The organism is Streptomyces rapamycinicus NRRL 5491, assembly GCF_024298965.1.
GTDB lineage: Bacteria > Actinomycetota > Actinomycetes > Streptomycetales > Streptomycetaceae > Streptomyces > Streptomyces rapamycinicus.
In genome coordinates, this window is sequence record NZ_CP085193.1 from 6,209,327 (window position 1) to 6,223,219 (window position 13,893).

Sequence of the window (13,893 nt, forward strand, 5' to 3'; positions counted from 1 at the left end):
GAGTGGGCGTGTGGTTCCTGCGCCGTTCGGTCCCCGCGCCGCCTGGTTCCTACGCGTTTCGGTCCCTGCGCCTTCCGGTTGCTGCGCCTTCCGGCTCCTGTGCGGAGCGCCTCGTCGCGTGGTCACGATAGTGCTCTTCGTTCCCGTAGCGCACGGGTCACCGTCCGTGTACCGCTGGATCGCGCCGCCTCTGGTGTCCTGCGATACGTCTGCCGCCTCTGTTCCGTTCATGCCGCCCAGGGGGCATACCGGGCATCAGGCCGGGCATCAGGCAGGGCGTCAGGCGCACGCGTCCGGGGGCTGGAGGTGGCGGGCGGCGCTGCGGGCCGCGGAGGCCAAGGTGGCGCGGGCCTCGCGCGGGGACAGGCCGGTGTCGAGCGCGGCCTCGATCAGGGCGGGGGCCAACTCCGGCCCCGCGCCCGCCTCGTAGGCGCGGCAGGCCGCCCAGAACAGCCGGTCGTTGCGCTGACCCTCCCGTGAGGCGCGGACGAACCGTACGAGCCCCTCCAGGGCCGCGGGATGCGGTTCGGGGAACGGCGGGCCGGGGTGGTACGAGGGGCGGTACGAGCGAGGCTGGGCCGGGCGCGGTGGTGTGAGCAGGCGCAACAGGGCGGACGGTACGGGGGCCGGGGCCCAGGCGGGGGCGCCGGGCGCGAGGCGATAGCTGCCGTGCGAGGCGTAGGAGCCGGGGCCGACCAGATAGCCGCCCAGCCCCCGGATGTCGATGCCGGGTGCCAGACGGCCGGCGGAGTTGGGGACGGCGAGGCCGGGTGGGCCGCACAGCCACAGATGGCGGCCGCCGCTCGGGGTGAGCACGGTGACCGTACGGGGGATGGCGAAGGCGTGCTCGCGGGCCAGCCGGGCGAGGGCGGCCAGACCGTCCGTGCCGTCCTTACGGCTTGCATCGGGACTCCCCGCTGCTCCGGCGGTTCCGGCTGCCCCGGCATCGACATCCGGGGGCTGGGCCCTGCCAGGCGCTCCGTGCTTATCGGGCCGCACCTCCCTGACGTCGAGGTCGACGCCGATGAGGTGGTACGGGGCGCATCCGCAGGCGATGCCGTAGCCGGTGGCCCAGGGGGCGGCGGCGAAGAGGGCGCGGATCGCGTCCGGGTCCGCTGAGGCGTCGTGGACTCCGTGGCCCAGCCGACCGCATTCGCCATGGCACGGCAGCGGGGCGGGGTCGTGGTGGTGAGGGGAGCGCACGGCGGGCAGCTTCGCGCGGGTCAGCGGGATCACTCGGAAACCGTGGCCCGCGGCGGTCAGGGCGTGGGTAAGAGCATGGGCGAGTGAGGGATTCGCCATGCCCTCATTTTCGGACAAGTGTTCGGTAATGGGAAGAGGGCCCGGCAAGTCGCCGAGGATGGCCGAAATTATGCGGAACGGAATCTCTCGTAAGGCTCGGCTCATGGCCGGGTGGGGGCGGCACGCCGGGCGCACCGGCGTGACGTGGGGAGTGGGGGTGCGTGGGGTGTTTACAACAGGTTCATCATGCTTGCGTGGTAATTCCAGCGGCCCGTGCGCATCGTCCGAGAATCGGTGGGCAACTCTGCTTCCGCGACCCTTTCGAGCCTCGGGGAGGTCGCGGGAGTCGGAGGATCGGAGGAATCGAGATGGCGGACATCCGGACGGGTCCCGGTCGCACCTTCGCCGCGCCACCGTTCTCCGCGTCCAGGGTGGGGCGCGGCTCCTGGGGTGTGGCTCGCTCGCACGGGGGCAGGTCGCCGCCATCGCGAGCACCCGCGACCGCCGCGAGCGCCCGTAAGGGAGACGCGGGAATCGTGGGAATCGCGGAGAACGCGAAACAGCGGCCGGTGTCCGAACGATCTGAGTGAGCTGTGGTGATTCATTGAGCGAAACGGGACGGGTGAGGTCGTACGGTCGCGCGATGGCGTATCAACGCCATCGCGCGACCGCGCGTGTGCCGTGCTTCGGGGTTCGTCCTTGACAGCGTCGATTTATCTGACGGATAGTCAGATTGCTTTCTACGGCGGACATGCGGCAGGGGAAGCGATGACGCGTGATGACCTGGACGTTGACCCGGAAGAGCTGTACGGACGGCTGAAGGCGTACGAGGGGCGGACGGCCGCGAGCGGTGGCGCGGGCAGGGACCCCGTCAACGAGCCCATGATCAGACACTGGTGCGAGGCCATGGGCGACACCAACCCCGCCTATCCGGCTGTCGCCCCGCCCACGATGCTCCAGGCGTGGACGATGGGCGGGCTGGCCGGGCACCCCGGTGGTTCGGCCCGCTCCGAGGCGTACGACGAGCTGCTGGCGCTGCTCGACGACGCGGGCTGCACCTCGGTGGTCGCCACCGACTGCGAGCAGGAGTACCTGCGGCCGCTGCGCCCCGGCGACCGGGTCACCTTCGACGCGGTGATCGAGTCGGTGTCGCCGCGCAAGACCACCAAGCTGGGCACCGGACACTTCGTCACCACCCGGATGAACGTCCGCGCCGGGGACGGGGACGGGGAGCTGGTCGGCACCCACCGCTTCCGCATCCTCAAGTACGCACCCGCGCGGCCAAAGAAAGCGGCGAAGCCGGAGCCGACGCGGAAGCCGGAGCCCACGCGGAAGCCGGAATCGACGCGCGGGCCGGAGCCGACGGCCGACCGTCCCCGCCGCCCTCGCCCCGTCATCAACCGCGACAACGCCGGTTTCTGGGAGGGCGTGGCCCGGCATCGGCTGCTCATCCAGCGCTGCCTGGACTGCGCCACCCCGCGCTTCCCCTGGCTGCCGGGGTGCGGGGCGTGCGGCTCCCAGCGGTGGGAGACGTTCGAGGCGTCCGGCGCCGGCACGGTGTTCAGCTACGTGGTCATGCACCATCCGCCCTTCCCCGCGTTCGACCCGCCCTACGCGGTCGCCCTGATCGAGCTCGCGGAGGGTGTGCGGATGGTCAGCGACATCACCGGGGTGCCCTACGACAAGGTGCGCATCGGTATGCCCGTCGAGCTGGAGTTCCTGCGCGTGGACGAGGAGCTGGAGCTGCCGGTGTTCCGGGGCGCGGAGGCGTAACGGATGACGCGAGGAGGCGGTCGTATGACGGTGCGTACGGGCGATGAGCTGCCCCCACTGCGCATCCCGATCACCCGGACCCTGATCGTCGCCGGTGCCCTCGCATCCCGGGACTACCAGGATGTGCACCACGACGCCGAGGCGGCCAAGGAGAAGGGCTCCCCGGACATCTTCATGAACATCCTCACCACCAATGGACTGGTCGGCCGGTACATCACCGATCACTTCGGGCCGCTGGCCCGGCTCCGTAAGGTCGCGATCCGGCTCGGGGCGCCCAACTACCCGGGCGACGAGATGGTGCTGACCGGCCAGGTCACCTCGGTCGCGGGGGGCACGGCGGAGGTCGCCGTCATCGGTAAGAACGGCATCGGCCACCATGTGACCGGCACGGTCACGGTGCAGCTCCCCCGCGACGTCCCGGGAACCGGCGAGGTCCCAATGAGGACCACCGACGCCCCGAGGACCAACCCCATCACGGCTTCCTCCACCACCCCGGACACCCCCCGATGAGCGCCCGCAAGCCGGACACCCTGGGCGGCCGGGCCGCGATCGTCGGCATCGGCGCCACCGAGTTCTCCAAGGACTCGGGCCGCAGTGAGCTGAAGCTGGCCGTCGAGGCCGTCCAGGCGGCCCTGGACGACGCCGGGCTCGCCCCGGCCGACGTGGACGGGCTGGTCACGTTCACGATGGACACCAGCCCCGAGATCACCGTGGCGCAGGCGTGCGGCATCGGCGATCTCACCTTCTTCTCGCGCGTGCACTACGGCGGCGGCGCGGCCTGCGCCACCGTGCAGCAGGCCGCGCTCGCCGTCGCGACGGGCGTCGCCGAGGTCGTCGTCTGCTACCGCGCGTTCAACGAGCGCTCCGGGCGCCGCTTCGGCTCCGGCGTACAGCACCGCGAGCCGTCCGCCGAGGGGGCAGCGCTCGGCTGGTCGCTGCCGTTCGGGCTGCTGACCCCGGCCTCGTGGGTCGCCATGGCCGCCCAGCGCTATCTCTACGCCTATGGGCTGACACCCGAGGTTTTCGGCCATGTGGCCGTCACCGCCCGCCGCCACGCGGCCACCAACCCGGCCGCGTACTTCCACGGCAAGCCGATCACCCTCGCCGAGCACGCCGCCTCCCGCTGGATCGTCGAGCCGCTGCGGCTGCTCGACTGCTGTCAGGAGACGGACGGCGGCCAGGCGATCGTGGTGACCAGCGTGGAGCGGGCGCGCGACCTGCGGCGTCCGCCCGCCGTGATCACGGCCGCGGCGCAGGGCGCGGGCCGCGGCCAGGAGCAGATGACGAGCTTCTACCGCGACGGTCTGACCGGCCTGCCCGAGATGGGGGTGGTCGCCGGTCAGCTGTGGCGCGGCAGCGGCCTGACCCCGGCCGACGTCGACGTGGCCATCCTCTACGACCACTTCACGCCGTTCGTACTGATGCAGCTGGAGGAGTTCGGCTTCTGCGGGCGCGGCGAGGCGGCCGGATTCGTAGCCGAGGACGCGCTGCCGCTCAATACCCACGGCGGTCAGCTCGGTGAGGCGTATCTGCACGGGATGAACGGGATCGCCGAGGCCGTCCGCCAGATCCGCGGCAGCTCCGTCAACCAGGTGCCGGGGGCCGCCCGCACTCTGGTCACCGCGGGCACCGGGGTACCGACATCCGGGCTCCTCCTCGGCGCAGACGGCTGACTCGCGTGCGTGTCGGCGGTATCGGGCCGCCGAGGTCCACCTTCACTCGTCATATGACCCGAAGTAAGCAGAGCAGATGGCAGCTCACGGGCTGGGCCACCGGTCTGGCCGCGGCCATGGCCACCGCGGTCGCCGGGGCCACCGCGGTCGCCGGGGCCACCCCCGCCGCCTCGGCGGAGGCCCTGCCCGACCCCCGCCCCCTGGGGGCCAAGGTCTTCAAGGGCTGGGCCTTCGACACCTGCCATGCGCCGTCCCTCGCCACCCTGCGCGCGTGGAACAGCTCCCGCTACCGCGCCGTCGGCGTCTACTACGCGGGCCGCGGCCGGGCCTGCGCCAGCCAGCCCAACCTCACCGTCTCCTGGATGCGTGGCGTCAAGAGCATGAAGTGGCACGTACTGCCCATCTTCGTCGGATCCCAGTCGCCTTGCGTCCGCAACACCAACAAGAAGCACGTGCCCATCGGCGGCAAGCCGTTCTCCCAGGGGCAGGCGGAGGGCAAGGACGCGGTGGCGCGCGCCAAGGCGCTCTCCCTGAAGAAGCGCAGCGCGCTCTACCTCGACATGGAGGCGTACGACCTGAAGCGGACGAGCTGCGCCGCCAAGACCCTCTCCTTCATCCGCGGCTGGAACCGCGAGGTCCGCTCGCGCGGCTTCTTCCCCGGCTTCTACAGCAGCGCCGAGTCCGGGGTGCGCCATGTGGAGCAGGCCCGCCGGGCCGGGGTCCATGACCTGCCCTCCGTGATGTGGTTCGCGCGCTGGAACGGGAAGCCGTCGCTGTACGGGGAGTCGACGCTGGCCAAGAGCGCGTGGAAGCCGCACCGCCGCATCCACCAGTACCGGGGCAACGTCGATGTGACGCACGGCGGCCGGACGCTGCGCATCGACCGCAACAAGGTGGACGCGCCGGTCGCGATCATCAAGTGAGCACCCGTGGGCCGCCCTCGGGAAGAACCCTGACCCTCCGACCGCCCCCTCCCCCCGCAGGAGGTGGTGCCAGCACTACCCGTACAACCTGAGGCTGATTGCGCTTCGGCACTTATGGCCGATCCGCTCCGACCTGCTCGCTTCTAGCGTTGAGCCATGACCACGACCGTGTGCACAGGCGTATCCGCCGCCGCGTTCCCGTCGTTCACCTCGTACGTACGGGCGCGGGGGCCCGTGCTGCTGCGCACCGCCCGCTCGCTGACCTCCAACGCGTGCGACGCGGAGGATCTGCTGCAGACCGCGCTGACCAAGACGTACCTGGCGTGGGAGCGCATCGAGGACCACAACGCGCTGGATGGCTATGTGCGGCGCGCCCTGGTCAACACCCGGACCTCGCAGTGGCGCAAGCGCAAGATCGATGAATTCGTCTGCGATGAGCTGCCCGAGCCCGAGACGGTGCCCGCGCCGGACCCCGCCGAACGGCAGGTGCTCCGCGACTCGCTGTGGCGGGCCGTACTGCGGTTGCCGGACCGTCAGCGGGCGATGGTCGTCCTCAGGTACTACGAGGACCTGAGCGAGGCGCAGACGGCGGAGGTGCTCGGGGTGTCCGTCGGCACCGTCAAGAGCGCGGTCTCGCGCGCCCTCGGCAAGCTCCGCGAGGACCCGGAACTCGGCCACGCGGCCTGAGATCCACGGGGTCCGGGGGTAGTGACATACCAGGTGGTCGGCTGCAGAATCGGCGGAACCTCAACCCGCGCGTAACCGGAACCCTGGAGGCGCCCCGGTGCTCAGCACGATGCAGGACGTACCGCTGACCGTGACCCGCATCCTCGTGCACGGGACCCTCGTGCACGGCCGCACGGCCCATGTGACCACCTGGACCGGAGAGGGCGAGCCCCAGCGGCGCAGCTTCCACGAGGTGGGGGTGCGGTCGACCCAGTTGGCGAACGCGCTGCGCGATGAGCTCGGGGTCGAGCCGGGGCAGGCCGTGGCCACCTTGATGTGGAACAACTGCGAGCATCTGGAGGCGTACCTCGCGGTCCCCTCCATGGGCGCGGTACTGCACACCCTCAACCTCCGGCTGCCCGCCGATCAGCTCGGCTGGATCGTGAACCACGCCGCCGACCGCGTGATCATCGTCAACGGTTCCGTGCTGCCGCTGCTCGCCCCGCTCCTCCCCACCCTGACCACCGTGAAGCACATCGTGGTCGCGGGCCCCGGCGACCGCTCCGTCCTGGACGGCTGCGCCGCCCGGGTCCATGAGTACGAGGAGCTGATCGAGGGGCGGCCGCGGCGTTACGCCTGGCCGGAGATCGACGAGCGCCAGGCCGCGGCCCTCTGCTACACCTCGGGGACGACCGGACACCCCAAGGGCGTGGCCTACAGCCACCGCTCCATCTATCTGCACTCGATGCAGGTCAACACCGCCGAGTCGTTCGGGATGTCCGGGGGCGACGTACTGCTGCCGGTGGTGCCCATGTTCCACGCCAACGCGTGGGGCACCCCGCACGCCGCCTTCATGGCGGGCGCCTCGATACTCATGCCCGACCGCTTCCTCCAGCCCGAACCGCTCGCCGAGATGATCGAACGCGAGCGTCCCACCATCGCCGCCGCCGTCCCCACCGTCTGGCAGGGGCTGCTCGCCGAGCTCGACGCGAGGCCACGTGAGGTGAGCTGTCTGCGGAACGTCTTCATCGGCGGCGCGGCCTGCCCGCCCTCCCTGATGAAGGCGTACGAGGAGCGCCATGGCATCCATGTCGTCCTCGCCTGGGGCATGACCGAGACCTCTCCGCTCGGCTCGGTGGCCCATCCGCCGGGCGGTCTCACGGCGGAGGAGGCCTGGCCGTACCGGATGTCGCAGGGCCGCTTCCCGTCGTCCGTCGAATGCCGGTTGACCTCGGCGGACGGCGAACTCGTGCCGTGGGACGGGAAGACGCCGGGTGAGCTGGAGGTACGCGGTCCGTGGATCGCGAGCGCGTACTACGGAGGGGCGGACGGCGAGCCGTTCCGCCCCGAGGACAAGTTCACCGAGGACGGCTGGCTGAAGACCGGCGACGTCGGCACCATCAGCCCCGACTGCTATCTGACGCTGACGGACCGGGCCAAGGACGTCATCAAGTCCGGCGGTGAGTGGATCTCCTCGGTCGAGCTGGAGAACCAGCTGATGGGCCATCCGGAGGTCGCCGAGGCGGCGGTGGTGGCCGTACCGGACGAGAAGTGGGGCGAACGGCCGCTGGCCACGGTGGTCCTCACGGACGGCGCCACGGTCGGCTACGAGGGCCTGCGGGCCTTCCTCGCCGAACGGGTCGCGCGCTGGCAGCTGCCGGAGCACTGGGCGGTGATTCCGGCGGTACCGAAGACGAGCGTGGGGAAGTTCGACAAGAAGGTCATCCGAAAGCAGTACGCGGACGGGGTGCTGGACGTGACCACGCTGGGCTGAGGAACGCCGGGTCAACAAGGTGAAGGGCTGCTGATGAGCTGACACCTGGCGTGCCTGTCGCCGACGAGCCCCGGGGCCGGAAGAGGCCCCCGGGCTCGTCCGACGCCGGTAAGGGCGGCCGCGAGCGTCAGTTCGTGCCGATCTTCGCCAGCAGGTCCACGATCCGCGACTGCACCTCCGCGCTCGTCGAGCGCTCCGCGAGGAACAGCACCGTCTCGCCCGAGGCCAGCCGGGACAGGTTCGCCGGGTCGATGTCCGCGGAGGTGTAGACGACCAGCGGGGTGCGGTTGAGCAGTCCGTTGCCGCGCAGCCAGTCGACGATCCCGGCCCGGCGGCGGCGTACCTGCATCAGGTCCATCACCACCAGGTTCGGCCGCATCTGGGCCGCGAGCGAGACCGCGTCCGCGTCCGTCGCGGCGCGGGCGACCTGCATGCCGCGCCGCTCGAGCGTCGCCGTCAGCGCCATCGCGATCGGCTCGTGCTCCTCGATCAGCAGCACGCGCGACGGATGCTGCTCGCTGTCGCGCGGCGCGAGCGCCTTGAGCAGGACGGCCGGGTCGGCGCCGTACGCCGCCTCGCGCGTCGCCTGGCCGAGCCCCGCGGTCACCAGCACCGGCACCTCGGCGGCGACCGCCGCCGTACGCAGCGACTGCAGCGCGGTCCGGGTGATCGGCCCGGTCAGCGGGTCGACGAACAGCGCCGCCGGGTACGCGGCGATCTGCGCGTCCACCTCCTCACGGGAGTTCACGATCACCGGACGGTAGCCGCGGTCGCTCAGCGCCTGCTGGGTGGACATGTCCGGCGCGGGCCACACCAGGAGGCGGCGCGGGTTGTCCAGCGGCTCCGGCGGCAGTTCGTCGTCGGGCGGCGGGGTGCGGTCGTCGACGATCTCGACGGCGCCGTTGGGCCCGTCCAGCGGCTCCGGCCCCTCGGCGCCCTCGTCCGGCGCGCCGATGGCGAACGTACGGCCGGAGCCCTGCGACTGGCCCACCGCCCGCTGCGGCTGCGCCCCCGGCCCGGGCTGGGGACGGGGCTGTGCGCCGGTCTGCGGACCGGGGTGGGGCTGCGGTCCGGTGTGGGGCTGCTGGCCGCCGTGCGTGGGCTGCCCGGTGTGGGGCTGCGGTCCGGTGTTCGCCCGGTTGCCGGCCGGCTGCAGCTCTGCCGGGGCGCCCTGGTCCGTCATCTCGGGCCGGGCGGCCAGCTTGCGCCGCCTGCCGCCCCCCGTACTGGTGCCTCCGGAGGGCGTCTGCTGCTGACCCTGCGGCGGGCGTCCCTGCGGCTGGCCCTGTGCGGACCGGCCCTGGGGCTGCTCCCCCACCTGCTGGGCGAACGGCACCCCTTGGCCCAGGGTGCGCACGCTGATCGCGCGCCCCTGGGTGGTGTCGGCACTCGGCGGGGCTTCGGCTGGCAGCGGCTGCGGACGCGGCTGCGCGGGCGCGTCCGGCCACTGCGCGGGGGACTGCGCCGACTGCTGGGCCGGTGGGCGCCCGCTGGTCTCCGCGGGCTGCGGACCAGTCTGGGCCTGGGGCTGCTCCGGTGCCTCGCCCAGCGCGCGGCGGGCGCGGCGCCGTCCGGTGGGCGGGACGGTGGGCGGGACCTCCTGCGGCTGGCCGCCGCTTGTGTCCTGGCCCCAGTTGGGCTGCTGTTCCTCGGGGGTGCGGGCGGCGGGCAGCGCGGGCATGCCCGACGCGGCGGGCTGAGGGCCTTGGGCCTGCGGCTGGGGCTGAGGCCGGCGCGGGTCCTGGCCCTGCCCCTGAGCGGGGTCGGACGGCCAGCCACCGGGCCGCGCCGCGCCGTTGGGCGGTACGGGCTCACCTCTTACGGCCAGCCCCCCGCCCTGCTGCGGCTGGGGCGCGCCGCCCCGCGCCTCGCGAGGCCCGTGCTGCGCGGGGACGAGCCCGGCCGGGCCGAGTTCGGGCGGCAGCGCGCCGGGCTGCGCCCGGTCGGCGGCGGCCGGGGGCAGCGCGAAGGGGGAGCGGACGAGGCCGGGATCCCCCGCGGGCTGCGGCTGGGACTGCTGAGGCTGCGATTGCGGCTGGCCAGGGGCCTGCGCCTGGTCGGGTGTCGGCTGCTCGGGCGCCTCGCCCAGCGCGCGGCGGGCGCGGCGCCGTCCGGTGGGCGGGACCTCCTGCGGTTGACCGCCGCTTGTGTCCTGGCCCCAGTTGGGCTGCTGTTCCTCGGGGGTGCGGGCGGCGGGCAGCGCGGGCATGCCCGACGCGGCCGGCTGGGCGGGCTGCTGGGGCGTGTCGGCGGAGGCCGCGGGCAGGGCGAGGGCAGGTCGGCCGCCCGCACCCTGCGCGGGGGCGGGCGCGTTGGCGGTCTGAGGCCCGCCCTGCTCCTGCGCCGGGGCGCCGCGCCGGGCGCGACGGCCCTGGGGCTGCTGGGCCGGAATGCCCTGCGGCGGCACAACGCCCATGGCGGCGGGGCCCGTCGGTTGCGGACCGGCCGCTTCCGGTGCGCCGCCGCGAGCGTGGCGATGGCTGCCGGTGGCGGCTCCCTCGGAGTTCTGGCCGGGGTTCGCGGCCCTGGCCGCCGCCGGGTCCTCGTCGGGATGGGGGCGCGCCCTGCGCCGTCCGGTGGGCCGTGGCGGGTTCGCGGGCTCGGCCGCGTTCTGCTGCTGGGCCGCGGTGTTCTCGCCGACGACCGCGGGCAGCGCGGCGGGTGAGGTCGCGGGCGCGTCAGGGGCCGTCCCCGGGGCGCCCTGCGGAGCGGCGGTGCGCGGGTCGACCGTACGGGGATCGGCCGTGTGGGGCTCGGCCGTACGCGGGTCGGCCTTACGCGGGTCGGCCTTACGGAGGTTGGGCGGAGGCGTACCGCCCTGCGTGCCGTTGCCGTGCGTGCCGCCGCCCTGCGTACCGTTCCCCTGAGTGCCGCCGCCCTGCGTGCCTCCGCCGCTGGTGCCGCCCGGCGTGTCGCCGGGGGCCCCTCCGTGCCGGGCGCGGCGTCCGGTCGGGGTCTGGCCGGTGGCGTTGCCGCCCGCCGTGCCCGCGCCCATACCGGCACCCGTACCCGTACCGGCACCCGTGCCCGTACCGGCACCCGTGCCCGTGCCCGAGGTGCCCTGCCCCTGCGTACCGCCGCTCTGTCCGGCGGCGTCACCGTCCATGCGCTTCTGCTCGGCGGCTGCCGCCGCCGACATCGGTACCTCCAGGACGTACGCGTGCCCGCCCATGCCCGGCATCTCATGGGTCTGGAGCACGCCCCCGTGCAGGCGCACGATCCCGCGCACGATCGGCTCGTGCACCGGGTCGCCGCCCGCGTACGGTCCGCGGACCTCGATCCGTACGACATCGCCGCGCTGCGCCGCCGCGACCACGATCGTGGAGTCGCTCGCCGCGACGCCCGAGGCGGCGTTGCCGGTGGAATCGACCCCTGCCACGTCCGCGATCAGATGGGCGAGCGCCTGGGCCAGCCGCTCCGCGTCCACCTCGGCGTCGATCGGCGGGGCGTGCACGGCGAACTGCGCGCGCCCCGGCCCGATCAGCTCGACCGCGCCCTCGACACCGGCCGATACGACCTCGTCCATCGAGACCGTACGGCGGGCCAGCTCCTCGCCGCTCGAGTCGAGCCGCTGATAGCTCAGGACGTTGTCGACGAGCGTGGTCATCCGGGTGTAGCCGGCGGCGAGGTGGTGCAGGATCTGGTTGGCCTCGGGCCACAGCTGCCCGGCCGGGTCGTCGGCGAGCACGCCGAGCTCACGGCGCAGCTGCAGCAGCGGTCCGCGCAGGGACTGGTCCAGCACGGCGAGCAGCTGGCTGTTCCGGGCGGTGGCGGACTCCAGCTGTGCCGCGTACCGCGCGCGCTCCTCGGTGAGCCGCGTCCGCAGCTCCTCCAGGGCCTTCGTGTGCTGGGTGGTGAGCCCCTCCAGCTCCTCGGCGTGCCGGGTGGTGAGGCTCTCGACCTTCTCCGTGTGCCGGGAGGTGAGGCTCTCGACCTCCTCGGCGTGCTCGGCCGCCATGGCCTTCTCGGCCCGTCGGTCGGTGAAGGTCAGCACGGCGCCCACGAGTTGGTCGCCGTCGCGGACGGGCGCGGTGGTCAGATCGACCGGGACCTGGCTTCCGTCCTTCGCCCACAGCACCTGGCCGCGCACCCGGTGCTTGCGGCCGGAGCGCAGGGTGTCGGCGAGGGGCGATTCCTCGTACGGGAAGGGGGAACCGTCCGGGCGCGAGTGGTGTACAAGAGAGTGAAGCTCCTGACCGCCCATGTCGCTGGCCCGGTAGCCGAGGATCTGCGCGGCGGACGGGTTGACGAGGACCACCTTGCCCTCGGTGTCCACGCCGACCACGCCCTCCGCCGCCGCGCGCAGGATCATCTCGGTCTGGCGCTGCTGACGGGCGAGTTCGGCCTCGGTGTCGAGCGTCCCGGTCAGGTCGCGCACGATGAGCATCAGCAGCTCATCGCCGGTGTAGCTGTACTGATCGGCGTAAGGAGTCCGCCCGTCCTCCAGATTCGCGCTGGTCACCTCGACGGGGAACTGCGCCCCGTCGGTGCGCCGGGCCATCATCCGGGTCGGCTTGCTGCCGTCCCCCTGTGTCTCGTCGGGGCGCCGCATCGACCCGGGAATGCGATTGGGATCGAAGGAGGGGAGCAGATCGAGCAGACCACGGCCGACCAGGGCGGTGCCCGGAGCCTCGAAGGACTCCAGCGCGTGGTGGTTGGCGTTGACGATCGTGCCGTTGCAGTTGACCAGCAACAGCGCGTCCGGGAGGGCGTCGAGTATCGCCGCGAGGCGAGCAGCGCCTCGGGATGGCCTGCTGCTCACGACGACGCTTCCTCCCTGACTACCGCACCTTGCTGACACCCGCGGTCATTCTGCCGTCCCATCTGCGGAGTGTCTCTAGGGGAGTCTACGGGCACCAGCGCCGGACGCGACGGCGGATGAGAGGGAGGTCGCAGCGCGACGTACGCGTCTCGACGCACGCCCGGACAAACTTCACCGGGCTCTTCTCCTCTCACTCCCGGCCCAATCCCCAGGTCAGCTCCCAGGCGTGCGCAAAACGACGGAGAACCGATTCCATCGGGCGATTTCACACCCGTTGGTGCGGTTGAACCAGGCGTTGACGGGACGCCCCGCCCAGTGCCCCGTCACCCGAGCCGTGGCAGGCCCGCCGTACTGCCCGGTGCACATCGCGTCCGGCGACACCGGCGCGAACGGATCCCGGCCCCACACCGTCTGCGAATCCAGCTGCCTGCACGCGGCCCGCGCCCGGGGGTGCGTACCGCCGGTCGGGTGGCAGTTCAGCAGAAACGTCGCGGCGTCGTCGGCCTCACCCGTCTCACTCACGGTGATCACAAGCCGGTCGGCGCTCTCCCCGTCGAACGGCAGGGGCAGCGGCAGCGGCGTGGCCGCGGCGGGTGCCAGCGCGCCCGCGGTGGCGGCGGTCGTCAGCGCGGCGGTGACGGCGAGGCGGTGCAGCAGGGGCATGGGGGCACTCCTGGTGTGATCAGTCGGGGACGCGCTGCCCCCGCCCCGTCTAACGCGCCGCCGCCGCGCGCGTTGCTCCGCCGTAAGGGGCTGTGCGCGCGTAAGGCGCCGTGCGCGCCATAAGGGCCCCTCCGGCCGTAAGGGGCGCGCTCCGCCGTACGGGCCGAGCTCCCCCCACCCCCTATTAGGGCTTTGCGATGGGCCCCGCCCGCCGAGTACCGTAGTCCGCGATTGGTGACATCCCACTGGGCTGTGACATCATCTGCACACGCCACCTCGCGCTCACGCGAGCGACCGGTGTGTTGGAGGCTTCGCCTAGTCTGGTCTATGGCGCCGCACTGCTAATGCGGTTTGGGCCCTAAAGCCCATCGAGGGTTCAAATCCCTCAGCCTCCGCTCTCCGACCAGGGAGTCTGTG

At 72.7% G+C, this 13,893-nt stretch carries 9 protein-coding genes and 1 tRNA gene; 7 read left to right on the forward strand and 3 right to left on the reverse strand.

Going from position 1 to position 13,893, the window contains the following annotated elements:
• Window positions 1–279: 279 nt before the first annotated feature.
• A complete protein-coding gene (locus LIV37_RS26010) occupies window positions 280–1,302 on the reverse strand; it encodes a bifunctional DNA primase/polymerase (protein WP_020870073.1) in 1,023 nt (340 codons plus the stop codon).
• 708 nt (window positions 1,303–2,010) lie between these two features.
• Between LIV37_RS26010 and LIV37_RS26015 the strand changes: the two genes are divergently transcribed.
• From LIV37_RS26015 to LIV37_RS26040, 6 genes are all read left to right on the forward strand, one after another.
• Window positions 2,011–3,015, forward strand: coding sequence for a bifunctional MaoC family dehydratase N-terminal/OB-fold nucleic acid binding domain-containing protein (locus LIV37_RS26015; RefSeq protein ID WP_020870074.1), 1,005 nt, complete (start codon window positions 2,011–2,013; stop codon window positions 3,013–3,015).
• Window positions 3,016–3,039: 24 nt separating this feature from the next.
• A complete protein-coding gene (locus tag LIV37_RS26020) occupies window positions 3,040–3,525 on the forward strand; it encodes a MaoC family dehydratase (RefSeq protein ID WP_020870075.1) in 486 nt (161 codons plus the stop codon).
• Window positions 3,522–4,688, forward strand: a complete 1,167-nt coding sequence (locus LIV37_RS26025) for a lipid-transfer protein (protein ID WP_020870076.1) — start codon at window positions 3,522–3,524, stop codon at window positions 4,686–4,688. Before LIV37_RS26020 ends, LIV37_RS26025 begins: the two co-directional genes overlap by 4 nt.
• Before the next feature lie 53 nt (window positions 4,689–4,741).
• A complete protein-coding gene (locus LIV37_RS26030; protein ID WP_020870077.1) occupies window positions 4,742–5,611 on the forward strand; it encodes a DUF1906 domain-containing protein in 870 nt (289 codons plus the stop codon).
• A 156-nt stretch (window positions 5,612–5,767) separates the two neighbouring features.
• On the forward strand, window positions 5,768–6,298 hold the full coding sequence (locus tag LIV37_RS26035; RefSeq protein WP_020870078.1) for a SigE family RNA polymerase sigma factor: 531 nt from the start codon (window positions 5,768–5,770) through the stop codon (window positions 6,296–6,298).
• 97 nt (window positions 6,299–6,395) lie between these two features.
• Complete coding sequence (locus LIV37_RS26040) at window positions 6,396–8,051, forward strand: long-chain fatty acid--CoA ligase (protein WP_020870079.1); 1,656 nt, start codon at window positions 6,396–6,398, stop codon at window positions 8,049–8,051.
• 127 nt (window positions 8,052–8,178) lie between these two features.
• Here LIV37_RS26040 and LIV37_RS26045 read toward each other — a convergent pair whose 3' ends face one another.
• Together LIV37_RS26045 and LIV37_RS26050 are read right to left on the reverse strand one after the other, a co-directional pair.
• On the reverse strand, window positions 8,179–12,813 hold the full coding sequence (locus LIV37_RS26045) for a PAS domain-containing protein (RefSeq protein WP_185057994.1): 4,635 nt from the start codon (window positions 12,811–12,813) through the stop codon (window positions 8,179–8,181).
• A 213-nt stretch (window positions 12,814–13,026) separates the two neighbouring features.
• Complete coding sequence (locus LIV37_RS26050; RefSeq protein ID WP_020870082.1) at window positions 13,027–13,476, reverse strand: SSI family serine proteinase inhibitor; 450 nt, start codon at window positions 13,474–13,476, stop codon at window positions 13,027–13,029.
• 304 nt (window positions 13,477–13,780) lie between these two features.
• Here LIV37_RS26050 and LIV37_RS26055 point away from each other — a divergent pair.
• Window positions 13,781–13,871, forward strand: a tRNA-Ser gene (locus LIV37_RS26055).
• Window positions 13,872–13,893 lie beyond the last annotated feature (22 nt).

What these genes read in the sequence shown, in the direction of transcription:
- LIV37_RS26030 (WP_020870077.1), top strand. Translation starts at nt 4,742, where the DNA reads ATGACCCGAAGTAAGCAGAGCAGATGGCAGCTCACGGGCTGGGCCACC.
- LIV37_RS26035 (WP_020870078.1), top strand. Translation starts at nt 5,768, where the DNA reads ATGACCACGACCGTGTGCACAGGCGTATCCGCCGCCGCGTTCCCGTCG.
- LIV37_RS26025 (WP_020870076.1), top strand. Translation starts at nt 3,522, where the DNA reads ATGAGCGCCCGCAAGCCGGACACCCTGGGCGGCCGGGCCGCGATCGTC.
- LIV37_RS26015 (WP_020870074.1), top strand. Translation starts at nt 2,011, where the DNA reads ATGACGCGTGATGACCTGGACGTTGACCCGGAAGAGCTGTACGGACGG.
- LIV37_RS26050 (WP_020870082.1), bottom strand. Translation starts at nt 13,476, where the DNA reads ATGCCCCTGCTGCACCGCCTCGCCGTCACCGCCGCGCTGACGACCGCC.
- LIV37_RS26020 (WP_020870075.1), top strand. Translation starts at nt 3,040, where the DNA reads ATGACGGTGCGTACGGGCGATGAGCTGCCCCCACTGCGCATCCCGATC.
- LIV37_RS26010 (WP_020870073.1), bottom strand. Translation starts at nt 1,302, where the DNA reads ATGGCGAATCCCTCACTCGCCCATGCTCTTACCCACGCCCTGACCGCC.